A 24996-nucleotide genomic window follows, 5' to 3' on the forward strand; every position below is an offset into this window, starting at 1 on the left:
AGGAACTGGAAGCGTATGAAAACAACAAGAAAACTATTCAGTGTCTTGGCCCTCTCGCTGCTCGCCAGCAGCGTTATGGCTGCCGTATCTCCTGAAGAAGCGGCCAAGCTTGGCAACTCGCTGACACCGCTGGGTGCTGAAAAGGCCGGCAACGCCGACGGGACCATTCCAGAGTGGACTGGCGGCCTGTCCACCGATGCCGCCCCGCTGGATAACGGCCATCTGACCAACCCGTTCAAGGACGAGAAGCCCGAGTTCGTCATCACTGCGCAAAACGTCGATCAGTACAAGGACAAGCTGACCGCAGGCCAGCAGGCGATGTTCAAGCGCTACCCGGAAACCTACAAGATTCGCGTATTCCCGACGCATCGTAGCGCCGCCGTACCGGATCGGATTTACGAAGCCGCGAAGAAAAGCGCGCTGAATACCGAGTTGGTGGGTGGTGGCAACGGCGTCGACAATTTTGCCGATAGCCGCTACTACGCCTTCCCGATTCCGAAGAACGGCCTGGAAGTCGTCTGGAACCATATCACTCGCTATCGTGGCGGCAACGTGCGCCGTAACATCGTGCAGGCCACGCCACAGACCAATGGCAGCTACACCCTGGTGCACTTCGAGGATGAAGTGGCGTTCCCGAGCGACATGACGGATCTGGAGCCGGAACGCGCCAAGAACGCGCTGCTGTTCTTCAAGCAGCGGGTAACGGCACCGTCGCGACTTGCCGGTAACGTCTTGCTGGTGCACGACTCGCTGGATCAGGTGAAAGAACCGCGTCAGGCGTGGATCTACAACGCCGGCCAGCGTCGTGTGCGCCGTGCCCCGCAGGTTGCCTACGACGGCCCGGGTACCGCCGCCGATGGCATGCGTACCACCGATAACTTCGATATGTTCAGCGGTGCGCCGGATCGTTACGACTGGAAACTGGTCGGCAAGAAAGAACTGTATATCCCGTACAACAGCTATGAGATCAACTCGAGCGACGTGAAATACAGCGACATTCTCCGGGCCGGTCACGTCAACCAGGACCTGGCGCGCTACGAGCTGCACCGTGTATGGGAAATCGAAGCCAACCTGAAAGATGGCGAGCGTAACATTTACGCCAAGCGCCGCTTCTTCGTGGATGAAGATACCTGGACCATCGCGCAATCGGAACTCTACGACGGTCGTGGCCAGCTGTGGCGCGTCGGCGAAGCCCACCTGCTGCAGTACTACCAGCACAAGGTTCCGGCCTATGCATTCGAAGCGCTGTATGACGTGATCTCCGGTCGCTACATCGCCATCGGCATGAGCAACGAAGAGAAGGCGCATGAGTTCGGCTACAAGGCATCGGCCCGTGATTTCACGCCCGCCGCGCTGCGAAATGCCGGGGTGCGCTGATCGCGTGGCATCCAGTTGATGAATAAGGCGGCCAGTTGGCCGCCTTTTTTTTTCTCGCCAAGCGGAGGATGATACTTTTTAGCCATTAGAGGGCCGGAGATCGATCCGACACGCCGAGCGCCTTGCATGAGTCGACAAACGAGTCGTAATCGTGCAGGTTGTGAGCGCATAAGCGCACCGATACGGCTCCGTTGGGCCGGCTCCCGGCGCAGGTTCTGACGGTTGCGCTCATGCGTTCCTCAATGGACTGATACGAATAAGAGAAGCCTCGCTATGTCCGTACGCTTCAACCCTGGTGCCCTCGGCACAGAAGCTGCCGCGCAGGTTCAGGTTGCGACCATTCCACGTCTTCCCCCTTTGCATATCCCAAGGCCCCGGCTGGTCGAGGCGCTGCTGGAGGCCCGCTGTCGGCTGCGCTTGATCTGCGCGCCGGCGGGTTTCGGCAAAAGCGTGCTGATGAACGAGTGCGCACGCCAGGTCCCGGCCGACACCCATCTCGTCTGGCTCGATCTCGGTGGCAGGCCTTATTCTGCCGAAGCGCTTTACGCCCAGCTTTGCCGAGTGCTCAATCGCTCAGCCACGGCCAGTGGGGACGTGCAGCAGGATCTTGTCAGCCTGTTGGATGATTTTCAGCGGCCGCTATGGATCATGCTCGATGACTACCCGCGAGAGACCACCGCGCAGTTCGATGCCTGCCTCGACCTGCTTCTCGAAAGAGGGCCCGAATGCGTCAGCTGGTGGGTCAGTAGCCGCCGGCAGCCGGCGTGGAAACTCCCCCGCCTCTTGCTTCAGGGTGATCTGTTCGAGGTAGAGGCCGAGGCATTGGCCCTGACGGCGGGTGAGCTCCGGCAGTTGCTCAAAACACACCGTCTGGAGCTTGCCGACGACACCTTCAAGCAACTCCTGGCGGGTAGCGAAGGCTGGCTGGCCGGGGTCAGCCTGCTGCTGTTGAACGCCGATGAGCAGGCGGTGCGTGAACGGCTTGTGGCGGGTACGCCCCTGCTGCGCGATTACGTGCAACGTGAAGTGCTCGAAGGGCAGGGCGAGGACGTTCGTCGCGCATTGTTCGCGCTGGCGCGCATGCCGCGCTTTTCGCCGCAGCTATGCGAGCATGTGCTCGACGGGATCGGGAGCGACATCCTCGATGTGTTGAAAACGTTCCAGTTGTTCATTCGCCAGATCGATAACTGCGGTGAATGGTTCCGGCTGTGGCGGCCGCTGGCGCTGATGTTGCAACGGGTACCCGAAGCGATCTCGCCCACTCAAACCCATCTGCGTGCGTGCCAATGGTTCGCCAACCGCGGCGAAATGCGCGAGGCGGTGGAGCATGCACTGTGGGCCGGCCAACCCGAGGTGGCGGCCAATTTCCTGCAACGCTACGGGCAGGAACAATTGCTCATCGGCGATAACGTCTCGCACTTCATGAAATGGCGAAGCGAGCTGCCACAGGACCTGTTCAACAGCACTACCCGGCTGATCGTGCTGCATGGCTGGGCGCTGATCATTTCCGCCCGGCTCGACGAGGTGGACGATTGCCTCGCCGATCTGGCCAAGTTCTTCCCCCAGCCCGATGCCAGGCGCCAGGCACAGCTGCTCGCGCAATGGCAGGCACTGCGCGGCTTCCTCGCGCGGCTGCGGGGCGAGCCCGAGGCCCGGAGTTATTGCCTCCAGGCGCTCGATGTCTTGTCCGACCATGCATGGGCGCAGCGGGTGCTGTGCTATCAGGCGCTGTCCCAGCAGGCGATGGCTGAAAGCCAGCTGGAACTGGCACAGCATTACAACAGCGAAGGCATGAAGCTGGCCCGGCTCAAGGGCAGCGTGCTGTACGAGGCGATGCTCAACGTCGACCGAATCCAGTTGTTGGAGTTGACCGGCGAATTCGAGCGCGCCGTTGGAGTGCTTGAAGAGTCTCTGATGGTGTTGCGCGACAGTGTCAGGCATAGCCCGATAATCGGGCGGTTGAAGCTGCTCCAGGGGCACCTGCTGGCCTACCAGGGACTCGACGAGCAGGCCCGCGAAGCGTATCAACAGGGTCGAATCGAGACGGAAACCTGTGGTGATTCCTATGTGTTTTTCGGCTATGCGGGTCTGGCTGAACTGGCGGCCCGCAATCACGAATTTCCGACGGCGTATCACTGGTTGCGCGAAGCCGAGCGGCTGACCCAATGGCGGCATGTGCCGGAGGCGCGTTTCCGTGGCATTTTACCCTTGATAACCGGGTTGACCTGGCTGCATCAGGGACAGCTGAAAAAGGCCAGGGCCGTGTTCGTCCAGGTGTTGGAGCTATACGAGGGGCACACCTACCTGGCCCCATCCGGGTTCTACGAATTGCTGCCGCGAGTCCAACGCTACCTGGCCGTGATCGATCTGCTCTCCGGGCGCTTTTCGCTGGCTATCGATACCTTGCGCGAGCTGATCGAACTGAATCTTCGTTCCCAGCGATTGGGGCTGGCCTGCGAATGCCGGTTCACGCTGGCCGAAGCGCTTCAACTGGACGGTCGCCATGACGAAGCGGAACTGGAGCTGCGCAAGGCGCTCGGTGAGGCCGCCAGGCAACAACTGATCAAGCCATTGTACGAACTACAGCATCGTCAGCCGCAGTGGCTCGCCAAGTGCTTGCCAGCGGGCAAAGGGGAAAGCCTGCGTGATCGGCTGCTGCAGTTCGAGCGTGAACCTGAAGATGCGCTCGGTTCAGGTGACGAGGTGATCCTGAGTAACCGCGAGCTCACGGTATTGCGGCTCATCGCTCAGGGATGTTCGAACCAGGAGATCGCCGAGCAGCTTTTCATCTCATTGCATACGGTCAAAACCCATGCCCGGCGAATCAACACCAAGCTGGGCGTTGCCAGGCGCACACAAGCCGTGGCACGAGCCAAGGCGTTGGCCTGGCTCTGAGCGAGCCAGGCCAACGCCAGCCGATTCGAGCGGCACGGCGAGACGCGCGGCACTGAATGCCGGGCGGTGAGGGGACAGGATCGTTCTTGTTTTTATCGGAAGGTAAACGCTGGGGTTGCAGGCGCCTGCAGGCAACAGGCTGGTGGTTACTGGGCTGCGGCGTGTGAATGCTTGGTCAACCGATAAGCGCTCGATTGTTCGCCACGTTCGATTGCCAGGCTGAACTGCAGGCTGGTGATCAGCCGTTCGAGCTGCTGCTGATCCCGCCATTGTTTTGAACTGATGAAGCGCTTGACCGCGACGCCCGCGGCGTCGGTCAGCGTCAGCAGAATGCTGCCGTCAGGTTTCTCGATGCTGAAATTGACGTTGTAGTCTGGTTGGAACACATCGCTGATCTTCGTGAATGGACTGTCCATTGCCGGTTACCTGATTGGATGACTGCACCCAATGGACCGGGTCTGGATTAACTAGTTTCGCCCGCTGGGCATGTTCCCTGTGGCAAAACGAAGCAGTGGTCTGTGCAAGGCGCAACCCGTCAGGACGCGTCGGTCGAGGTCGGCAACTCCGCCAACGCCTCAGGATTGTTCTTGAACGCCTTGGCAAACAGATCCCGATGCCTGGCCATGAAGATGCCGATGTCATCGGCCTGCTGCTCGCTGAGCGACGGCGCTGCCTTATGCAGGGCGGCGGCCAGGGCTTCGGCCAGTTCAAGCATCTTGTCGTGACGATCGGCTTCGGCTTTATCCATGAACAAACGCTCCAGGTCCCGGCTGCTGCGGTACACCACTTCGACGGCCATCTACCACCTCGGCTCAATTGAATGAAATACTGGTTGTTTGTACAGTATAGGCTGCCCGGCAGAGGATGGAAAGTGCTTGTCTGTCACATGGCCATCTCAGTTGGCGAAGCTGCCTTGCAACCGCTCGGCCCGAAACTCGAGGGCACTGTTGCGGTACCCCGAGCGTAGCGGCGGTGCGGGCGCACAGGATTCCCAGCGTTCGCCGGGCTGCAAGTCTCCGGGACCGCGATATCGCGGCGCATCGAAGTTCGACGTCACCAGGTTGAGGCTGGAGCCCGGGGAATAGGCCGCGACCTCCCATCGTAGATTGCGCAGGGGTTTCGGGCTGTGGTTGTCGAGCGTGATGCGCAAAGGCTGTGCGGCCGGGCAAGCGCCGGGTGCGTACGCCAGGCGCAACTCGAGTCGAGCCAGCAGGTGCTCCTCGTGTTGCTCTTGCCAGATCACCCATGCGGCAACCAGGCCCAGGCCCAGGAGCGCGCCAAGGGAAATCGGAACGGCCCGAAGGGGATAGCGAATCAGCAGTATCACCCAGGTGGCAACCAGCAGGGCACCGATCAGCATGGTGGATGGCCGCTCGAACGGATAGACATCGAAACCTCGGTACTCGGTAGCGTTCGCGACATCCTAACGCCGGTTCCGGCGAGTTGCGACTTCAACCCTGCGCGCAGTACCGGACGCACTGACGCCATCAGTCGCCCGAGGCGGGGCGCGCGTGTCCGGCGAGTCGCTCCAGCGCCGCCTTGAGTCTGGGGTCGGTTATTCCGCGCGCCGTTTCCTGGATATTGTCCGCGGCGCGTACCGACAAATGCGGTGCCGGGCCGGGCGTATGCCGTGGCGCTTGCGGGGGCTGTACCTTGAACTGGATCCGGCTCAGGTTGCGAAATTCCTCCATGCCCTGCAACTGACGGTGCAATCGCCGTTGCTGGTAGCGCAGGCGCGTCGCCCAATGGCCATCCGTGACGATGAGCAACAGAGTGCCTTCGCGCCAGGACGCGACACGGCAGTATTCGCGCGCCGCCGGCTGCAATTGGCTTTCAACCAGCTGTTGCAGCCGATCCAGGCGTCTTGCCTCGCCGAACAGGGCCTTCAGTGGCTTTGCCTCGCGCAGCAGCGAAGCGGGCGCTTTGGCTGGCAATGGGCGCAACGACATGATGAGACCTGGGCAAGTGCGATAAGAGTGCTCATGTTAGCAGAAGCCTGCGCACGCGCCTGCGCTGGCGATCCGGCCATCGGATGGCGGGTGGGTAAGACCGACCCAGGCAGCGTGCCGGTACTGGCATATCGCCGGTGTCTGTCTGCGAACTGACCGAGGGGTCGGCGGGTTGTCAGTATCGCTGGCGCTCACGGCTGCGCAGCAGGCACCTTTTCTCTCAGGCGTTTCCGAGTAGAATGCCCCCTTTGCACGCCGCCGTAGTGGCCCTGCGGCCGTGCCTCCATCCCCAGCATGGAAATCTTTGTCGATATGTTTGCGCCTTTAATGAAGAAGCTCTTTGGTAGCAAGAATGACCGCGAGGTCAAGCGCATGCTCAAGGCGGTACAAGCCGTCAATGCGCTCGAAGAGCAAATGCTGTCTCTCTCCGACGAGCAACTGCGGAGCAAGACCGAAGAATTCAAGGCCCGCCTCGGCCAAGGCGAGACCCTCGATCAGATTCTTCCCGAAGCCTTCGCTGTCTGCCGCGAGGCAGGCAAGCGTGTGATGGGCATGCGCCACTTCGATGTGCAGCTGATCGGCGGCATGACCCTGCACGAGGGCAAGATCGCCGAAATGCGGACCGGCGAGGGCAAGACGCTGGTCGCGACGCTTGCGGTCTATCTCAACGCACTCGCCGGCAAAGGCGTTCACGTGGTAACGGTGAACGACTATCTGGCGCGCCGCGATGCCAACTGGATGCGACCACTGTATGAATTCCTCGGGCTGACGGTGGGCATCGTTACACCCTTCCAGCCGCCGGAGGAAAAGCGCGCCGCTTATGCCGCCGACATTACCTACGGCACCAATAACGAGTTCGGCTTCGATTACCTGCGCGACAACATGGCGTTCAGTCTCGGCGAGAAGAACCAGCGTGAACTCAACTTCGCGGTGATCGACGAAGTGGACTCGATCCTGATCGACGAAGCCCGTACGCCGCTGATCATCTCCGGTCAGGCCGAGGACAGCTCCAAGCTCTACCAGCAGATCAACCAACTGATTCCTTTGCTCAAGCAGCACATCGAGGAAGAAGAGGGCGTCGTCACGCAGGAAGGCCACTTCACCATCGACGAAAAGACCCGGCAGGTCGAGTTGAACGAGCAGGGTCATCAGTTCGTCGAGGAAATGCTGACCCAGGCGGGGCTGCTGGCGGAGGGCGAAAGCCTGTATTCGGCGCACAACCTGGGCTTGCTCACCCACGTCTACTCGAGCCTGCGGGCGCACAAGCTGTTCCATCGCAACGTCGAGTACATCGTGCAGAACAATCAGGTGCTGCTGATCGATGAGCACACCGGTCGCACCATGCCGGGTCGCCGTCTTTCCGAAGGCCTGCATCAGGCCATCGAGGCGAAGGAAGGCCTGCCGATCCAGCCGGAAAGCCAGACGTTGGCGTCGACCACCTTCCAGAATTACTTCCGTCTTTACAAGAAGCTTTCCGGTATGACCGGCACCGCCGACACCGAAGCCTTCGAATTCATGCAGATCTACAACCTGCCGGTCATGGTGATCCCGACCAACAAGCCGTTGGCGCGCAAGGATTACAACGACCTGGTCTATCTGACCCAGGAAGAAAAGTTCGCCGCGATCATCGCCGACATCAAGGATTGCCAGAACAACGGTCGCCCTGTCCTGGTCGGGACCGCGACGATCGAGAGCTCCGAATACGTGTCGCAGCTGCTGCAGAAGGAAGGGATCGACCATAAGGTGCTCAACGCCAAGCACCACGACAAGGAGGCCGAGATCATCGCCCAGGCAGGGCGCCCCGGCGCGGTCACCATCGCCACCAACATGGCGGGTCGCGGAACCGACATTCTCCTGGGCGGTAACTGGGAGGTTGAAGTCGCGGCGCTTGAAAACCCGTCCGATGAGCAGGTCGCGCAGATCAAGGCCGACTGGCAGAAGCGTCATCAGGCCGTGCTCGAGGCGGGCGGGTTGCACGTGATCGCGTCCGAGCGACACGAGTCGCGTCGTATCGACAACCAGTTGCGGGGCCGCGCCGGCCGCCAGGGCGATGCCGGTTCGAGCCGTTTCTACCTGTCGCTCGAAGACAGCCTGATGCGAATCTTCGCCTCGGATCGGGTGAAGAACTTCATGAAAGCCCTGGGGATGGAGTCCGGCGAGGCCATCGAGCATCGCATGGTCACCAATGCCATCGAGAAGGCGCAGCGCAAGGTCGAGGGCCGCAACTTCGATATGCGCAAGCAATTGCTCGAATACGATGATGTCGCCAACGAGCAGCGCAAGGTCATTTACCACATGCGCAACAGCCTGCTGGCTGCCGATGAAATCGGCGAGACCATCGTCGAGTTCCGGCGTGAAGCGCTCGATGCCGCCATCAGCCAGCATATCCCGCCGCAATCATTGCCCGAGCAATGGGATGTGGCCGGCCTCGAAGCGGTGCTCTACAGCGACTTCGGCACGCGTCTGCCGGTTCAGCAATGGCTCGACGAAGACGAGAAGCTCTACGAGGAAACCTTGCGCGAGCGCATCCTGCAGGCGCTTGTCGACGCGTATAAAGAGAAGGAAGAGATGGCCGGTGCCGAGGCGCTGCGCACCTTCGAGAAGCAAATCGTGCTGCGTGTGCTCGATGACCTCTGGAAGGATCATCTGTCCACCATGGATCATTTGCGTCACGGCATTCATCTGCGCGGTTACGCCCAGAAGAACCCGAAGCAGGAATACAAGCGCGAGTCGTTTGCGCTGTTCCAGGACCTGCTCGAATCCATCAAGCGCGATAGCATCCGTGTCCTTTCCCACGTTCAGGTCCGCCGCGAGGACCCGGCCGAGGAAGAGCAGCGCCTGCGCCGTGAGGCCGAACAACTGGCACAGCGCATGCAGTTCCAGCACGCCGAAGTCTCGGCGCTGGAGCAGCCTGACGATGAGCCGCAGGTCGACGGGGACCTGGCCACAGCCGCAGCGCCAGTGCGTACCGAGCAGAAGATCGGGCGCAACGAGCCCTGCCCATGTGGCTCCGGCAAGAAGTACAAACACTGTCACGGTCAGGTTCAATAAACGAGTCTGTCCAGATGACCCGCGCCGCGACCGGCCCAGCCGCTCGCGGCGTTTTTCTCCCTGTTTCACAGTGGCTCGAGGCCACTCAATCGTTCTAAGGAGTGCATCATGGCTGTCGGTCTTGGTCCTTTACCCACACTGCATCCGGTTCCCGGCTTCGAGCTGGGTATCGCTTCGGCCGGCATCAAGCGACCAGGACGCAAGGACGTCGTGGTGATGCGCTGTGCCGAAGGCTCGACCGTTGCCGGCGTGTTTACCCTCAATGCCTTCTGCGCGGCCCCTGTGATCCTGGCCAAACAACGGGCACAAGGGACGGTTCGTTATCTGCTGACCAACACCGGTAACGCCAACGCCGGTACGGGCGAGCCGGGCATGCAGGCGGCGATCCGCAGCTGTGCCAGCCTTGCCGCTCTGGCCGGGGTCGATGAGCAGGCCATTCTGCCATTTTCAACGGGTGTGATCGGCGAGCCCCTGCCGGTCGAGAAGATCGAAGCGGCACTGCCCGCCGCCCTGGCTGACCTGGACGAGAACAACTGGGCCGACGCGGCGACTGGCATCATGACCACCGATACGCTGCCCAAGGGGGCGAGCCGCCAGTTCGAATACCAGGGCGTCACGGTCACCGTTACCGGCATCTCCAAAGGCGCCGGCATGATCCGTCCGAACATGGCGACCATGCTGGGCTACATCGCCACCGATGCCAAGGTCGACCAGGCCGTGCTGCAGGATCTGCTGCGCGATGCGGCGAACAAATCCTTCAACCGCATCACCATCGATGGCGATACCTCGACCAACGATTGCTGCATGCTGGTGGCGACTGGCAAAGCGGCGCTACCTGAGATTACCGAAGCTCGGGGTGAGCTGTTCGCTCAGCTCAAGCAGGCGGTGTTCGAGGTCAGCATGGAAATCGCGCAGTCGATCGTGCGCGATGGCGAGGGCGCGACCAAGTTCGTCACAGTGGTCGTCAATGGTGGCAAGAACCATCAGGAATGCCTGGATGTTGGCTATGCCGTAGCGCATTCGCCGCTGATCAAGACGGCGCTGTTCGCATCCGATCCGAACTGGGGGCGCATTCTCGCGGCCGTGGGGCGCGCCGGTGTACCTGAACTGGATGTGAGCAAGATCGATGTCTACCTGGGCGCGGTGTGCATCGCCAGCCAGGGTGGTCGCTCGCCAAGCTACACGGAAGAGCAGGGCGCTGCGGTGATGGCCGAGGAAGAAATCGAGATTCGCATCGAGCTGGGCCGCGGCACCTGCAGCGAGACCATCTGGACCACCGACCTGTCCCATGAATATGTGCGTATCAATGCTGAATACCGCACCTGAGAGGCTGTTGCAGCGTGGCACGCGGGTGTTGCGATGAAGCGCATCCATGTCGCCGCGGCGGTGATCCGAGGTGCTGAGGGGCGCGTCCTGATAGCCAGGCGCCCGATGGACAAGCACCAGGGTGGCTTGTGGGAGTTTCCCGGCGGCAAGGTCGAGCCAGGCGAGTCAGTGGAAGTTGCACTCGCTCGCGAGCTGCTCGAGGAGCTTGGCATCGTTGTCACGCGTTCGCGGCCCTTGATCCAGGTGCACCATGACTACCCCGACAAGCAGGTGTTGCTGGATGTCTGGCAGGTGACGGCGTTCGAAGGGCAAGCGCACGGCGCCGAAGGCCAGCCGTTGGCCTGGGTCGCCCCTGACGCGCTGCTCTCGTACAGCTTTCCGGCAGCCAATCGCCCAATTGTCACCGCGGCACGCTTGCCTGATCGCTACCTGATCACGCCCGAGGGATTGGAACAGCCTCAATTGCTTCATGGGTTGGCCGGCGCGCTGGAGCAAGGTGTCGGTCTGATTCAACTGCGCGCGCCAGGGAAAACCTCGCGTGACTATGCCGAACTGGCGAAGGCGGCGCTGGCGCTCTGTTCCGGCCGGGCGCACCTGATGCTCAAGGGGCCGCTCGAATGGGTCGAGGCGTTCCCGATGGCCGGGTGGCACCTTACAGCGCGACAGCTGCGCGACTACGCGGGCCGGGCGAGGCCGTTGCCCGCGGATCGATGGCTCGCCGCGTCCTGTCACGATGCCGATGAGCTGGCAATGGCCTCCGCTTTGGAGGTAGATTTCGTCACCCTGTCGCCGGTACTTTCCACGACAAGTCACCCAGGCGCAGCGGAATTGGGGTGGCCGTGCGTTGAGGCATTGCTGCGAGGCTTCAACCAGCCTGCATACGCACTTGGTGGCATGAAGACCGAACACCTGCCGCAAGCGCTTGCCTGCGGCGCGCAGGGCATTGCGGCGATCCGTGCGTTTTGGCCTCGCTGAACCATCGAGTGACGCATGGGTCGATGCCTCTATCGCGTCCCGGAGGCGGCGTTCGATGAGGTATTACAGTGATAGCTAAAAGCAATCGTTGCAATCGCCTTAATCAATTAACCATATGCGCTGTGCTGGGTTAAGGTGTGCCCCATAAAGTTTTTCTCAACCCGAAAGGAGTTAGCAGATGTCCGTCATCAACACTCAGATCAAGCCCTTCACCGCTCAAGCGTTCAAGAACGGCAAGTTCATCGAAGTCAGCGACGCCGACCTGAAAGGCAAGTGGGCTGTATTCTTCTTCTACCCTGCCGACTTCACGTTCGTTTGCCCGACCGAACTGGGCGACGTGGCTGATCATTACGAAGAGTTCCAGAAGCTGGGCGTGGAAATCTACTCAGTGTCGACCGACACTCACTTCACCCACAAAGCCTGGCACGACAGCTCCGAAACCATCGGCAAGATCCAGTACACCATGATCGGCGACCCGACCGGCACCATCACCCGCAACTTCGATTGCATGCGTGAAAACATGGGTCTGGCTGATCGCGGCACCTTCATCGTAGACGCCGACGGCATCATCCAGGCGGTCGAAATCACCGCTGAAGGCATTGGCCGTAACGCGGCCGACCTGCTGCGCAAGGTCAAGGCTGCTCAGTACGTTGCCGCTCACCCAGGTGAAGTTTGCCCGGCCAAGTGGCAGGAAGGCGAAGCCACTCTGGCGCCTTCGCTGGACCTGGTTGGCAAGATCTGATGACCGTCGGAAGCGGCTAGCTCCGCTTCCTCTGGCTGTCCGATAGGCTCGCAGGCCGGGGTTCTCCCGGCCTGCGACCGAACGCCTGGGCGCGAACCGCCCGGGCGTTTTATTACCTGACGTTGATAAAGGGGATCGCTGCTCATGTTGGACTCCAATCTCAAGACCCAGTTGAAGACCTACCTGGAAAAGGTCACCCAGCCGTTCGAGATCGTTGCGTCCCTCGGTGAGGGCGCCAAATCCCAGGAAATGCTCGGCTTGCTGGAAGACATCGCCAGCCTGAGCGACAAGATCACATTGCGTACCGATGGTGACGATGCCCGTCGCCCGTCGTTCGCGCTCAACCGCATCGGTGGCGACATCAGTCTGCGTTTCGCCGGCATCCCGATGGGGCATGAATTCACTTCGCTGGTCCTCGCCCTGCTACAGGTCGGCGGGCATCCCTCGAAGACCGCGCCGGAAGTCATCGAGCAGATCAAGAACCTCGACGGCGAGTACAACTTCGAAACCTATTTCTCGCTGTCCTGCCAGAACTGCCCTGACGTGGTCCAGGCGCTGAACCTGATGGCCGTGCTCAACCCGAACATCCGCCACGTCGCCATCGACGGCGCGCTGTTCCAGGATGAGGTCAATGCGCGCCAGGTCATGTCGGTGCCGAGCATCTACCTCAACGGCGAACTGTTCGGCCAGGGCCGCATGGGCGAGGAAGAAATCCTCGCCAAGCTCGACACCGGCGCCGCGGCGCGCGATGCCGAGAAGCTCAGCGCCAAGGATGCCTTCGACGTGCTGGTAATCGGTGGTGGGCCGGCGGGCGCCGCAGCGGCGATCTACGCGGCGCGTAAAGGCATTCGTACCGGTGTCGCCGCCGAGCGTTTCGGCGGGCAGGTGCTGGACACCATGGCCATCGAGAACTTCATCTCGGTGACTGAAACCGAAGGTCCGAAACTGGCCCGTGCGCTGGAAAACCACGTGCGCGAGTACGACGTCGACATCATGAACCTGCAACGCGCGGCGGCGCTGGTTCCGGCGTCGAGCGAAGGCGGGCTGCACGAAATCAAGCTGGAAAACGGCGGTTCGCTGAAAGCCAAGACACTGATCCTGGCGACCGGTGCCCGCTGGCGCGAAATGAACGTGCCGGGCGAGCAGGAATACCGCGGTCGCGGCGTGGCCTACTGCCCGCACTGCGACGGCCCGCTGTTCAAGGGCAAGCGCGTGGCGGTGATCGGCGGTGGTAACTCCGGCGTGGAAGCGGCCATCGACCTGGCCGGTATCGTCGCCCAGGTGACGCTGCTCGAATACGACAGCCAACTGCGTGCCGATGCGGTGCTGCAGAAGAAACTCTACAGCCTGCCAAACGTCACCGTGATCACCAGCGCGCTGACCAGCGAAGTCACCGGCGACGGGCAGAAGGTCAACGGCCTGGTCTACAAGGACCGCAACTCCAGCGAATTCAACACCTTGGAGCTGGAAGGCATCTTCGTGCAGATCGGCCTGCTGCCCAACTCCGACTGGCTGAAGGGCACCGTGGAGCTGACCTCGCGCGGCGAGATCATCGTCGATGCGCGTGGCGAGACCTCGCTGCCGGGCATCTTCGCCGCCGGCGACGTCACCACCGTGCCGTACAAGCAGATCGTCATCGCGGTCGGCGAAGGTGCCAAGGCCTCGCTGAGCGCCTTCGACCACCTGATCCGCAGCTCTGTCGCCGACTGAGCCTGACGGTAACGAAAAGGGGGAGCAGACTCGCGTCTGCTCCCCCTTTTTCGTTCTGGTGCCCTGGCCTCGAATGGGCCGGCAGGGTCGCAGGAGGATAGATAGCGCGAATCAGGGGTCTATCCGAATACACCGGGTCCGCTTTGGTCAGGTGGAAACGAGCGATGGAAGCGGAAATCGAACGCTTCATCGAGCATGTACCAGCAGTCCATGGAGCGAATCCACCCATGAAGAGCGCGGATACGCCACAAGACGCCCGAGGGGCCGTGGTCACCCTGGCCAATCGAGGCCACGAGCCCCGGCACGAGAAGGTCGTGCATGAGCAGCTTGCCCAACGTCTGGCCGCGCTGCACGGGTTTGCCTTTCTCGGTGAATACGACCGTGGCGTCAGCTATGCGTGTCCGCTGTATTTCGTACCGTCCAGCACCGTGGTGGGGGTGGGCCTCACCCGCGAGCTTGGAGTGGGCGGCGAGCGGGATCTGTTTGGTGGCGTCGTACCGCATGCCTTCATCGAAACCAAGGCCATCACCCATCCCCTGGTCCGCCCGGATGCCGATTCGCCCGTTGGCTGGTCGCGCGAGTTCGCCCGACGCGTCACCGGCGGCGTTCTGCCTGGCTACAGCGTGTTCTCCCTGCATGACGCGCGAGAGGCGGGCCGGCGCCTGCTGAACGAAGGTGCGTTGCGAATCAAGCCCGTCAGGGCCACTGGCGGTCGCGGGCAGGAGCGGGTGAGCACCGCCCAGGCGCTCGACCATGCGCTGGAGAAGATGGATGAAGCCGAGCTGGCACAGTATGGGCTGGTACTCGAGGCTCACCTGGAGCACGTGACTACTTTCAGCGTAGGGCAGATCCGCGTTGCCGGACGAGTCCTGAGCTACTACGGGACTCAGCGGCTGACCGGCGACAATTCAGGTGAAACCGTCTACGGCGGATCGGACCTGCTGGTGGTCGAGGGTGATTTCGACACGCTGCTCGGCCTCGACCTGCCGGAACGAACCCGTCTTGCCATCGCCCAGGCACAAATCTATGACACGGCCGCTTCGGCCTGCTTTCGACATTTCTACGCGTCCCGGCGCAACTACGACATCGCTCAGGGCATCGATGACAGAGGCAGGGCCTGTTCCGGCGTGCTGGAGCAATCCTGGCGAATCGGGGGCGCCAGCGGTGCGGAGATTGCGGCGCTGGAGGCCTTCGTCCAGGGACGTGGACCGGTCATTCGCGCCTCATCGGTCGAGCTGTACGGCGAATCGGTCGTACCGGAAGGCGCAACGGTGCTGTTTCGCGGTGAAGACGAAGAAGTCGGCTTCATAACCAAATACACAATGGTGGAGGAACATGGCAACCCACAGTGAGAGCGTTGACATCCTCGTGGATGACGAACACATCGCCGGTACTTTCCTGTCGCCACCGACGAAGCTGCCCGGCGTGCTTTTCGTGCACGGCTGGGGCGGCAGTCAGGAACGAGACCTGACTCGCGCGCGTGGCATCGCCGGGCTGGGCTGTATCTGTCTGTCTTTCGATTTGCGCGGGCACGCCCTGACGCTGGCGCAGCAGCAGACCGTCACACGGGAGCAGAATCTGCGCGATCTGCTGGCGGCCTACGACTTGTTGGTGCAACACCCCAATATCGACCCTTCGGCCATCGCGGTGGTCGGCACCAGCTATGGCGGATATCTGGCGGCGCTGCTGACCACCCTGCGGCCGGTCAGGTGGCTGGCGATGCGCGTGCCGGCGCTGTATGGCGACGATGATTGGCCAGTGCCCAAGCGGCAGCTGGACCGCGACCTGCTCAACCGGCTGCGGGGCCGGCGGGTCAGCCCGGAAGAGAACCGGGCACTGGCGGCCTGTGCCGAGTTTCGAGGTGACGTGCTGATCGTCGAGTCGGAGCACGACCACTTGGTCCCGCACAGCACGATCATGAGTTATCGGGCGGCGTTTCAGCAGACGCACTCGCTGACTCACCGCATCATTCTTGGCGCTGACCATGGCCTGACGAATGAGAGTTGCCAGAAGGCCTACACGGACATTCTCGTCAAATGGGCGACCGAGATGGTCGTCGGGGCGCGCATCGATCAGCAGCAGGGGGCGGCTGCCGCCAGATCCTGCTAGCCCGGTGGGACGGGGGGCTCGATTGGCCCGACAAAGCGACTCCAGCGACGGTCGAGCACTTGCTGCTTGAGCACTTCGATGACATCGACCAGCAGCTCTTCCAGGGCAAGGTCGGTGTGCTCGTCCTGATAGACCCAGGCTTCGAAGCATTCGTCGGCCAGATTGCGGGCCAGTCGTTGGAACTGGGCTCCCTGCAGACCATCGACCGCGCCCTGCAGGAGCCGCGCGGCGATATCGGCCAGGGCATCGTCCAGGGTGTCGGCGACCCGGTCGCCCAGCGGCAGACGGCGCAAACGATTGACCTCGGGGTTGTTCGCCAGCGCCTGGTGGATCAGGCTGCCGACGTAGCCTTCGATGGCGCCCCGATTGTCGCGGTAACCGTTGTCCAGCATCCCATGCAGGCGACGGGACAGGTCGTCGAGCAGCCGCTCTTTGCGGGGCCGCACCACTTCCTGGAGTAGCCTGCGCGAGAGGTCGTCGCTGGCGCCTATCTCTTGCTGCATACGGCTGAACAGCCGCACCATGACGCGGTCGGACAGTTCTTCGAGCAGCAGCGAATAGTAGCGATGCACGACGCTGAATATGGCCCATCGCCTGACGTCGATCAGCCCCAGCCGTTGCAGTCGGAGCAGCAGGCTGCCGACGCGCAGCACCCGCAGCCAGCGGAAACCGCTCAGAGGGATGCAACCGAGCACGTCGTACCAATGGGCGAACGGATAGTAGTACCAGCGTGCATAGCGCCGTTCGAACAACGCAACGGTCCAGCCGAGGATCACGTCGAGAATGAAAATCGCGACGAAACCGAGATCGATCACCTGGAAGTTGCGGTGAATCAAGCTTTCGTAGCGCTGATGGAAGGCGGGCAGCCACTCGGCGATAAGCCGGTTGATCGGCTGCACGGCGAACAGGCTGTCGAACAGGATCAGCCCCAGGTTGATGCACACCAGCAGGACGATGAACGCTTCCCAGGCTGCATGCAGCCCGTTACGCAAGCGTTCGCGCCGGTCCACGGCTGGTTCAGGCATCGGCTTTCGCGGGCGCACTGGCGGCATGCCAGAGGATTTCCGCACAGCCCTGGCGGCGTGCAATCAGGCGGGCAACCACGAAAAACAGGTCCGAGAGACGATTGAGGTAGGCCAGCCCGACCGGGCGCAACGGCTCGATGGCATTGAGCTGCTGGCAGCGCCTTTCGCCCGTTCGGGCCATGCTGCGGCACAGATGGGCCAGCGCGATCAAGCGCGTTCCGCCTGGCATGATGAAATCTTCGAGCGGTCCCAGCTCGGCATTCCAGTGGTCGATGGCCGCCTCCAGCCGCGCCACTTCGGTGTCGGCCAAGGCTTGATAATCCGGCATCGCCAGCTCACCGCCCAGATCGAACAAACGGTGCTGGCAAGGACCCAGGACTTCAATCAATTCGGCCAGGTCGGGCCAGCGTGCCTGGGCTTCGGCCAGCTCGGCGAGCAACAGCCCCAACTGGCTGTTGAGCGTATCGATTTCGCCCATGGCTTCGACCCTTGGGTGATCCTTCGGAACCCGCCGGCCATCGGCCAGGCCGGTTTCCCCTGTGTCGCCTGTACGGGTGTAGATCTTGGAGAGTCGATTGCCCATCGGTGAATTCCTGGTTCAGCTTCAGTTGGTTTCGGATGCCGATGTCAGTGGCAGGCGCAGGGTAAACACGGTCCCCTGGTCCGGCCTGCTCTGTACTTCCATCTGGCCCTTGTGATTGTTGGTGATGATGAAATACGAAACGGAAAGGCCCAGCCCGGTTCCCTGACCCACCTCCTTGGTGGTGAAAAAAGGCTCAAAGATCCGTTTGCGGATGTGTTCGGGAATGCCGCCGCCGTTGTCTTCCACCTGGATTTCCGCCCATGGCGGATTCAGACGCGTGCGCAGCGTGATCTGGCCTGGACCTCGGTGCGGTTTCTGGTGAATGGCCTGCGCGGCATTCTTGAGCAGGTTCAGCAGGACCTGCTCGAGTTCGTTGCCGATGCAGGGCACGCGGTCTACTTGCGGGTCGAAGTCGCGGATGATCTCCAGCGAACGGAAGTCGAAGCCGTCCAGTAGCGCGAAATCACTGCCTGCGATCTCCAGCGCCTGGTCGATCAGCACCGTCAGCTGGCATTCGGCCAGCTGTCGATTGCTCAGCCGACTGAAACTCAGCATGTGGCTGACGATCTTGGCCGCGCGCGAGCCGGCCTGCTGAATCCCATCGAGCAACTGGGGGATTTCGCGGCGCTGCAGGTACTGGTTCACCGCTTCCAGCAATACGCCGGTTTCCTCGGCAGCCTCGCGGTTTCGCTCCAAGTCCGGTGACAGGCGCCGGCGAATGTTCTGCGCGTTATGGAGGATGGCGCCGAGCGGGTTATTGATCTCATGGGCCATGCCGGCGGCGAGGCTGCCCACCGACAGCATCTTTTCCGATTGCACCATGATCTCTTCCATGTTGATGCGCTCGGTGATGTCATCGATACGGATGACCACACCGCGCCCGCCGCCGCCCATCAAGGGGTAGAGCGTCAGCGCGTAGTGCCGGGGTTCATCATTGAAGGTCCAGGTGACCCGCTCGATCTTCTCGACCTGATGGCGTTCAGAGGTTCGACGAATTTGGGTCAGGAAGGGTCTCAGCGGTTCGAAGGCGATGAATACGGGCTGGTTCAAGGCGTCGTCGATAGAGGTCCCGGACAGTGCGCTGGCCTGCTGATTCCATTGGGTCACGTAGAGCTGTTCGTCCAGAGCGATGAGCACCGAGGGCATCGAGTCGATGATGCTGTTGAGGTAGTTCTGAAAACCGGTGAGCTTCTTTTCGATCTTGCTGCGAACCTGGACCTCCAGCTCGAGCTTGCGGTTGGAATGACGGGTTTCTTCCGCCAGGCCCTGGGCATGGTCGAATGCGTCCTGGGCATCGTCGCGGGCGCGCTTGAGTTGCTGCTCGCGTGCTTCCATGCGTGAGAGCATGGTGTTGAAGGCATCGGCCAGACGACCGATCTCGTCCTGGCTCCTCGCCGTTGCCCGCAACGAATAGTTTTCTTCGCGGGTCACTTGTCGGGAGAGGGCCTCGAGATCGCGAATCGGCCGGGTGATCAGTTGGCGAATCTGTCGGGCGACCAGCGCCCAGAGCAGCAGGCTGGCCACGAGAATGGCGAGACTGGCAGTCAAGGTGCCGGTGTAGAACGCGCCGGGCAGTTCGCTGCTGGCCACGATCAGCAAATGACCAGGCCGCCCGCCGCGCTGCGGAAGTTCCACGAGCAGGTTGGCGCGCATCTCGGTTTTCTGCCAGGTCGAGAGCTCGCTGATCTGCTGCGGCAGGTCCAGCGGATCGCCCCGATACAGCTGGGCCAGGCGTCGTCCCGTGCTGTCGTAGACCACGGCTGCGCGCAACGGAGCGTAGTCGTTCAGCTTCTGCAACAGCTCGCCGGCGGCCGCTTCGGATTCCAGGGCCCGGTTGCTCAGCTCGGGTGTCGCCAGCAGCGCGCCCAGGGTATGCATGGCCTGCGGCGCGACGCTCTGGCGGGAAATCCAGTAGGCCGCGCTGATGAATGCCAGGTTGGAGACCAACAGCACGGCAGCAAGCAGGACGAGCAGAGCGATCAGCAATTTCCGGCCGACCGGCAGATTTTCAAGGCGCTGGCGCAGGGTCATGGCAGACACGAACTGAGGGTGTTCCAGCAGGGTAGCGGTGCCTCAGTCCGCGGGCAATCCATGGCGGCGCAGGAACGCCTGGAGTCGCTCCAGCAACCCGCACAGCTCGGGTGTCGCCAGCCCCTGTCGTTGCGCAGTCCTGCACGCCTGGCCGAGCAGGAAGCTGACTTCGGTCCGGCGCCCGTTTCGTACGTCCTGATACATCGAGGAATAGTTGTTGGCGGTTGCCTCGACTACACGTAGCACTTCATCCTCGAGCCCCTCGGCGGCACCCGCCTGATTGCAGGCCCGCAGCAGATCGCCGAGCTCGTTGCACAGCCTGTGCAGTGACGTACGTTGAGTCAGCAACTGGCCGTTGCGGCAGTCATGCAGGACGCTCAGGGGGTTGATGGCGCAGTTGATGGCTAGCTTGCGCCAGAGCTTGCCGAGGATATCGTCCGTCCAGGCGTAGGGGATGCCTGCTGCATCCAGCTCGGCGAGCCAGGACGGCGGCGTGCGCCCCTCGGGTGCGCCCAGCCAGTTGTGCCCCTGGCCGGCATGCACGATTCGAAAATCCCCCTCACGGTAAGCCCCCTCGGTACTCGAGACGAATACACAGCGGCTGTCCGGCCAGCGTTCAGCAATGGCTTGCTGGCTGCCCAGCCCATTCTGCAGCAGCAGGATATCGGCTCCCTTGACCAGGCGGGGCGCCAGTTCGGCAATGGCGGCCTCGGCATCGTAGGCTTTGCAAGCGACCAGCAATCGGCTTATCGGCGTGCGGGCATCGGGCAGCTCCGCCGCTACAGGATAGAGGCTGCACCGGTCATGCTCGATCAGGCTCAGGCCGCCGGAGGCGTGGTAATCGGCGAGCCGCTGTGGGGTGCGCAGGATGACTCGCGGCGGTACGCCGGCCCGAAACAGGCGCGTCGCCCAGAGCCCGCCCAGGCTGCCCGCACCGAGGATGTGCCAGGAAGGCGTCATCAGGCCGGTTGCGCGTAGCGTTGGGGCACGATACGGCCCGTGGCGTAAGCGCCTGGCAGCAAGGCCGCGGCGCGCTCGATCAACAACAGCGGGTCGACGGGCAAGGTGTCCGCGTCGAGACTGACCAGGCCGATTCCGGCTTTGATCGAGACGAAACCCTCGCTGGTCTTGAACGCCTTGAGATTGAGCCCGTCGTGCAGCCGTTTAAAGCTGCTTGGCGAGCAGCCGCGCAGGTCGTCGACCAGTGTGAGCAGGCCGAAATGGCTCTCATCCAGGCAGGTGAGCACATCCAGGGGCCGCACCAGTTGTTGCAGGCGCCTCGCCACGCCACGAAGCAGCTCCTGCAGAAATTGCTCGCCGTAGCGCGCCTGGAGGCCGGGCATGTCCGGCAGGCCGATCAGCAGATAGCACAGCGCGCCGCCACGGCTCTCGATCTGACGCAGGCTGTCACCCAGTCGCTGGCGCAGGTAGCGCGTGTTGCCCAGCCCGGTGACCGGATCGATCAGGTTGCGTTGCTCCAGGTTGGCGACGTTCTCGGTCAGTCGGCGGTTTTCGCGTATCAGTCGATGCAGCGAACCGCAAAGGCGATCGGCGGCGTAAATGCGAGGCACCAGTTGCTCGTTCATCACGGACTTGCCGACGAAATCATCCACTCCGTGATCGAACGCCTTGCTCAGCACGTCGTGGCCGTCACGCCCGGTCAGCAGGATGATGTAGGTGTAGTGATCCGACATCTCGTCCTGCTGTCGCACCTGCGCGGTCAGCTCCAGCCCGTCCATTTCGGGCATCAGCCAATCGGCGAGCAGCACGTCCGAGGGGCGCTGCTCGATCAGCTCCAATGCAGCGACGGCGCTGTTGGCGAAGCGAACATCTTCGTATCCCGCCTTTGAGAGAACGCGACCGATCATCACGCTTGAAAACTTGGCGTCATCGACCACAAGGATGCTGAGTTGAGGATTGGGCATTCATGGGCTCGGAGAAAGGAAATGGCCGAAGCACCCGGTGACCAGGCGCAATTGGCGTGAACAGTTATAATGATGGCCCATTTGTACCGTCAAGCTTAGCGCGCTGGGTCACACCGTCGCGCCGTTTTTATAGGAGCAAGCCCATGCCCTCGTTCGACGTGGTGTCCGAACTGGACAAACACGAAGTCACCAACGCCGTCGACAATGCACTCAAAGAGCTGGACCGGCGTTACGACCTGCGCGGTAAAGGTACCTTCGAACTCAAGGAGTTGACGGTTCACCTCACTGCCGACGCCGATTTCCAGTTGGAGCAGATGCTGGAAATCCTGAAGCTGAGCCTGGTCAAGCGCAAGATCGATATCCAGTGCCTGGAGTTCAAGGATCCCTATCCGTCGGGCAAGTCGGTCAAGCAGGACGTAGTGTTGCGCGAGGGCATCGACAAGGAGCTGGCCAAGAAGATCGTGGCCCATATCAAGGACGCCAAGCTCAAGGTGCAGGCGGCTATCCAGGGCGAGCAGGTGCGGGTGACCGGCAAGAAACGTGATGACCTGCAGGAAGCCATCGCGCTGCTGCGCGCCAAGGATTTCGGCATGCCTCTGCAGTTCAATAACTTCCGCGACTGATTCGCCGGGAGCGCTCGCGTTCCCTTTCACTCACGCCGGGTGGCCTGTCGGTCGACGCGCTCGGCGCTTCAAGGAGTCTTTTTCCGATGGATCTCAGTGTCGATTATCTGGTTGACCTTTCCGAGGCATGGTTGCCGATCGTTCTGCAATACGGTGCGCAGCTGCTGCTGGCGCTCGTCACATTCCTGGTCGGCTGGTGGCTGATCAACAAAATCATCGGCAAGGTGGGCGGTCTGCTGCAGCGCCGCCAGGTGGACGCTTCGCTGCATGGCTTCATCGAGAGCCTGGCAGGCATCATCCTCAAGGTGTTGCTGTTGGTCAGCGTCGCCTCGATGATCGGCGTGGAAACCACATCGTTCATCGCCGTGATCGGTGCGGCCGGTCTGGCGATTGGCCTGGCGCTGCAGGGCAGCCTGGCCAATTTCGCCGGCGGGGTGTTGATCCTGCTGTTCCGACCGATCCGCGTGGGTGAATGGATCGAGGCCCAGGGGGTTGCCGGTACCGTTCATGCGATCCAGATCTTCCACACCGTGCTCAAGTCAGCCGACAACAAGACCATCGTGGTGCCCAACGGCAGCCTGTCCAACGGACACATCACCAATTATTCCCGTGAACCGCGTCGTCGCGCTGATATCAATGTCGGCATCGACTACGGCGCCGATATCAAGTTGGCGCGCCAGATCCTGCTGGAAATTGCGCAGGATGAACGGGTGCTGCGTGATCCCGAACCGGTGGTCTTCGTGACCGGACTGGGCGACAGCTCGGTCAACCTGTCGTTGCGGGTATGGGTGGAAACCGGCAATTTCTGGCCGGTGACTTTCGGCTTCACCGAGCAAGTGAAGGAGCGCTTCGACGAGGCGGGGATCGGCATTCCGTTTCCGCAGCGTGTGGTCCATCTGGTCCAGAGCTGATCTCGGCAGAGGCAGTAAAAAGCCGGCGAAAGCCGGCTTTTTTTTCAGCTGCGCTCAGTGGTCGCCAGCGGGTCGCTCGGATCTGGCTGCTTGCGGCTGAGCGACCACTGCCAGGCGATCAACACCAGGGTCGGTACGCCGAGCAGCGCGGTGACCAGGAAGAAGTCACTGTAACCAAGGTGTTCGACCATGACGCCGGAGTAGCCGCCGAGCAAGCGTGGCAGTAGCAGCATCAACGAACTCAGCAGCGCGTATTGGGTCGCGGAGAACTTCAGGTTGGTGAGGCTCGACAGGTAGGCGACGAAGGCGGTCGAGGCCAGGCCCCCACTGAAATTATCGCAGGAGATGGTGATGATCAGCATGTTCAGGTTGGCGCCCATTTCGACCAACAGCATGAACATGAGGTTGGTTGCCGCGGAGGCCACGCCGCCGATGAACAGGATCGGCAGGATGCTGAACCGCACGATCAACAGCCCGCCAAACGCCGCTCCGAGCAGCGTCATGACCAGTCCGAACAGCTTGCTGACGCTGGCGATCTGGTCCTTGCTGAAGCCTTGATCGATGTAAAACACATTGGCCATGACGCCCATCACCGTGTCGGACATCCGGTACGTCGCGATCAGCCCCAGCAGCAGCAGTGCATGCCAGCGATAACGCAGGATGAAATCTGTGATGGGCGTCAGCACCGGTCCCATGAGTATCCGACCGGGCGCTGACAGGCAGCCCCAGCAGATCAGCAGGTACATGGTGCCGCGCGGCCAATAGCCGCCCCAGTAGGACTGGAACATGCCCGTGGTCGATACCATCAGGATGATCAGCACAATGACCGAGACCGCCTGGTGAACGAAGTCGAAGCGCGCCGGGCGTTGGCGTTGACCGGCTTGGCGCAGCATCTGGCGAACCGGCACCAGCAAGGTGCGGCCCCACGGCGACAGCGTGCCGACGATGAACAGCAGGTACAGCGTGGCGCGCGGCCAGGCCTGTGCGATCAGCGCATTGATCATTGCCGGCACGGATATCAGCAACACCAGCAGCAAGCCGACACCGGCCAGTTGGTGATTGAAACTGAACTTCGAGGGCTCGTTGGGCAGCGGCGCGGCGCCCTCCGGCTCCGGAATCAGCAGGCTGGTCACCAGGCCCGGCAGGATCAGCAAGGCGAAGGCGATGTAGGTCGTCGCCCATGCGCTCTGGCTGTACTCCAGGTTCGTCGACCCCAGCCATTCGGCGAGAAACAGTGCGCCGGCGCTGGCCAGCAGCATGGCGACCCGGTAACCGGTCATGTAGCTCGCCGCCAGCGTCGCCTGGAGTTTGTCCTCGGCGATTTCCAGGCGATAGGCATCGATGGCGATATCCTGGGTGGCCGAGGCGAACGCCACGGCGACGGCCAGCGCAATCAGCATGGTCAGATTGTGCTGCGGGTTGCACAGGGCCATGCCAATGAGACCGATGGCGATCACCGCCTGCGACAACACTAGCCAGGAGCGGCGACGCCCGAGCGCGCCGATCCAGGGCAGGCGCCACTGGTCGAGCATCGGCGACCAGACCCATTTGAATGCGTAGGCCAGGCTGATCCAGCTGGCAAAGCCGATGGTTTCACGCGAGACGCCCGCTTCGCGTAGCCACACCGAGAGGGTGGAGAACACGAGGATTGCAGGGAGGCCAGCGGCGAAGCCGAGTACCAGCAGCGTCAGTGAGGCAGGACTGGCATAGGCGGCGAGGGCGGTACGCCAGGTTTCACGGGACATATGACAGGACGGAGATAGA

The 24996-nt window shown here is 62.1% G+C and carries 21 protein-coding genes; 11 read left to right on the forward strand and 10 right to left on the reverse strand.

Annotated features, from left to right (window positions below):
- The first annotated feature begins 15 nt into the window (after positions 1-15).
- Together GQA94_RS08620 and GQA94_RS08625 are read left to right on the forward strand one after the other, a co-directional pair.
- Positions 16-1377, forward strand: coding sequence for a DUF1329 domain-containing protein (locus GQA94_RS08620; protein WP_158187620.1), 1362 nt, complete (start codon positions 16-18; stop codon positions 1375-1377).
- Positions 1378-1650: 273 nt separating this feature from the next.
- Positions 1651-4272 (forward strand): LuxR C-terminal-related transcriptional regulator, encoded by a 2622-nt coding sequence (locus GQA94_RS08625; protein WP_158187621.1) that lies wholly within the window; start codon positions 1651-1653, stop codon positions 4270-4272.
- 146 nt (positions 4273-4418) lie between these two features.
- Here the strand turns inward: GQA94_RS08625 and GQA94_RS08630 are convergent, their stop codons facing one another.
- The 4 genes from GQA94_RS08630 to GQA94_RS08645 all read right to left on the reverse strand — a co-directional run bounded on the left by GQA94_RS08630 (position 4419) and on the right by GQA94_RS08645 (position 6221).
- Positions 4419-4688 carry a DUF3509 domain-containing protein gene (locus tag GQA94_RS08630; RefSeq protein ID WP_158187622.1) on the reverse strand — a complete coding sequence of 90 codons (270 nt, stop codon included), beginning with the start codon at positions 4686-4688 and terminating at the stop codon, positions 4419-4421.
- 119 nt (positions 4689-4807) lie between these two features.
- Positions 4808-5071: a YebG family protein gene (locus GQA94_RS08635; RefSeq protein ID WP_158187623.1), complete on the reverse strand. Its 264-nt coding sequence runs from the start codon at positions 5069-5071 to the stop codon at positions 4808-4810.
- Between the two features lie 96 nt (positions 5072-5167).
- A complete protein-coding gene (locus GQA94_RS08640) occupies positions 5168-5632 on the reverse strand; it encodes a multidrug transporter (protein WP_158187624.1) in 465 nt (154 codons plus the stop codon).
- Positions 5633-5759: 127 nt separating this feature from the next.
- Positions 5760-6221 carry a DUF721 domain-containing protein gene (locus GQA94_RS08645; RefSeq protein WP_158187625.1) on the reverse strand — a complete coding sequence of 154 codons (462 nt, stop codon included), beginning with the start codon at positions 6219-6221 and terminating at the stop codon, positions 5760-5762.
- Positions 6222-6533: 312 nt separating this feature from the next.
- Between GQA94_RS08645 and secA the strand changes: the two genes are divergently transcribed.
- From secA to GQA94_RS08680, 7 genes are all read left to right on the forward strand, one after another.
- Entirely contained in the window at positions 6534-9272 is a 2739-nt protein-coding gene (gene secA / locus GQA94_RS08650) for a preprotein translocase subunit SecA (RefSeq protein ID WP_158187626.1), read from the forward strand.
- Between the two features lie 108 nt (positions 9273-9380).
- Positions 9381-10598 carry a bifunctional glutamate N-acetyltransferase/amino-acid acetyltransferase ArgJ gene (gene argJ / locus GQA94_RS08655; RefSeq protein ID WP_158187627.1) on the forward strand — a complete coding sequence of 406 codons (1218 nt, stop codon included), beginning with the start codon at positions 9381-9383 and terminating at the stop codon, positions 10596-10598.
- 33 nt (positions 10599-10631) lie between these two features.
- Positions 10632-11573: a Nudix family hydrolase gene (locus tag GQA94_RS08660; RefSeq protein ID WP_158187628.1), complete on the forward strand. Its 942-nt coding sequence runs from the start codon at positions 10632-10634 to the stop codon at positions 11571-11573.
- Positions 11574-11751: 178 nt separating this feature from the next.
- Positions 11752-12315 (forward strand): alkyl hydroperoxide reductase subunit C, encoded by a 564-nt coding sequence (gene ahpC / locus GQA94_RS08665; protein WP_158187629.1) that lies wholly within the window; start codon positions 11752-11754, stop codon positions 12313-12315.
- 144 nt (positions 12316-12459) lie between these two features.
- A complete protein-coding gene (ahpF, locus tag GQA94_RS08670; protein ID WP_158187630.1) occupies positions 12460-14025 on the forward strand; it encodes an alkyl hydroperoxide reductase subunit F in 1566 nt (521 codons plus the stop codon).
- A 227-nt stretch (positions 14026-14252) separates the two neighbouring features.
- A complete protein-coding gene (locus GQA94_RS08675) occupies positions 14253-15377 on the forward strand; it encodes a DUF3182 family protein (RefSeq protein WP_158190061.1) in 1125 nt (374 codons plus the stop codon).
- Positions 15361-16134, forward strand: coding sequence for an alpha/beta hydrolase family protein (locus GQA94_RS08680; RefSeq protein WP_158187631.1), 774 nt, complete (start codon positions 15361-15363; stop codon positions 16132-16134). The genes GQA94_RS08675 and GQA94_RS08680 overlap by 17 nt, the downstream gene beginning before the upstream one ends.
- Here GQA94_RS08680 and GQA94_RS08685 read toward each other — a convergent pair.
- The 5 genes from GQA94_RS08685 to GQA94_RS08705 are packed head-to-tail and all read right to left on the reverse strand — an operon-like array spanning position 16131 to position 21698.
- Entirely contained in the window at positions 16131-17159 is a 1029-nt protein-coding gene (locus GQA94_RS08685) for an ion transporter (protein ID WP_199270112.1), read from the reverse strand. The two genes, GQA94_RS08680 and GQA94_RS08685, sit on opposite strands and share 4 nt — an antisense overlap.
- Positions 17152-17742: a cob(I)yrinic acid a,c-diamide adenosyltransferase gene (locus tag GQA94_RS08690; RefSeq protein ID WP_158187632.1), complete on the reverse strand. Its 591-nt coding sequence runs from the start codon at positions 17740-17742 to the stop codon at positions 17152-17154. The genes GQA94_RS08685 and GQA94_RS08690 overlap by 8 nt, the downstream gene beginning before the upstream one ends.
- Positions 17743-17763: 21 nt before the next feature.
- Positions 17764-19773 carry a sensor histidine kinase gene (locus GQA94_RS08695; RefSeq protein WP_158187633.1) on the reverse strand — a complete coding sequence of 670 codons (2010 nt, stop codon included), beginning with the start codon at positions 19771-19773 and terminating at the stop codon, positions 17764-17766.
- 42 nt (positions 19774-19815) lie between these two features.
- Positions 19816-20733: a putative 2-dehydropantoate 2-reductase gene (locus tag GQA94_RS08700; RefSeq protein WP_158187634.1), complete on the reverse strand. Its 918-nt coding sequence runs from the start codon at positions 20731-20733 to the stop codon at positions 19816-19818.
- Complete coding sequence (locus GQA94_RS08705) at positions 20733-21698, reverse strand: GGDEF domain-containing response regulator (protein WP_158187635.1); 966 nt, start codon at positions 21696-21698, stop codon at positions 20733-20735. Before GQA94_RS08705 ends, GQA94_RS08700 begins: the two co-directional genes overlap by 1 nt.
- A gap of 143 nt (positions 21699-21841) precedes the next feature.
- Here GQA94_RS08705 and GQA94_RS08710 point away from each other — a divergent pair, with 143 nt between their 5' ends.
- Both GQA94_RS08710 and GQA94_RS08715 read left to right on the forward strand, forming a co-directional pair.
- Positions 21842-22321, forward strand: coding sequence for a YajQ family cyclic di-GMP-binding protein (locus tag GQA94_RS08710; protein ID WP_158187636.1), 480 nt, complete (start codon positions 21842-21844; stop codon positions 22319-22321).
- Between the two features lie 86 nt (positions 22322-22407).
- Positions 22408-23232, forward strand: a complete 825-nt coding sequence (locus GQA94_RS08715; protein ID WP_158187637.1) for a mechanosensitive ion channel family protein — start codon at positions 22408-22410, stop codon at positions 23230-23232.
- A gap of 44 nt (positions 23233-23276) precedes the next feature.
- On the opposite strand, the gene GQA94_RS08720 is transcribed toward GQA94_RS08715, so the two are convergent.
- Complete coding sequence (locus GQA94_RS08720; RefSeq protein WP_158187638.1) at positions 23277-24977, reverse strand: AmpG family muropeptide MFS transporter; 1701 nt, start codon at positions 24975-24977, stop codon at positions 23277-23279.
- Positions 24978-24996: the final 19 nt, after the last annotated feature.

The organism is Stutzerimonas stutzeri (genome assembly GCF_009789555.1).
GTDB lineage: Bacteria > Pseudomonadota > Gammaproteobacteria > Pseudomonadales > Pseudomonadaceae > Stutzerimonas > Stutzerimonas stutzeri_R.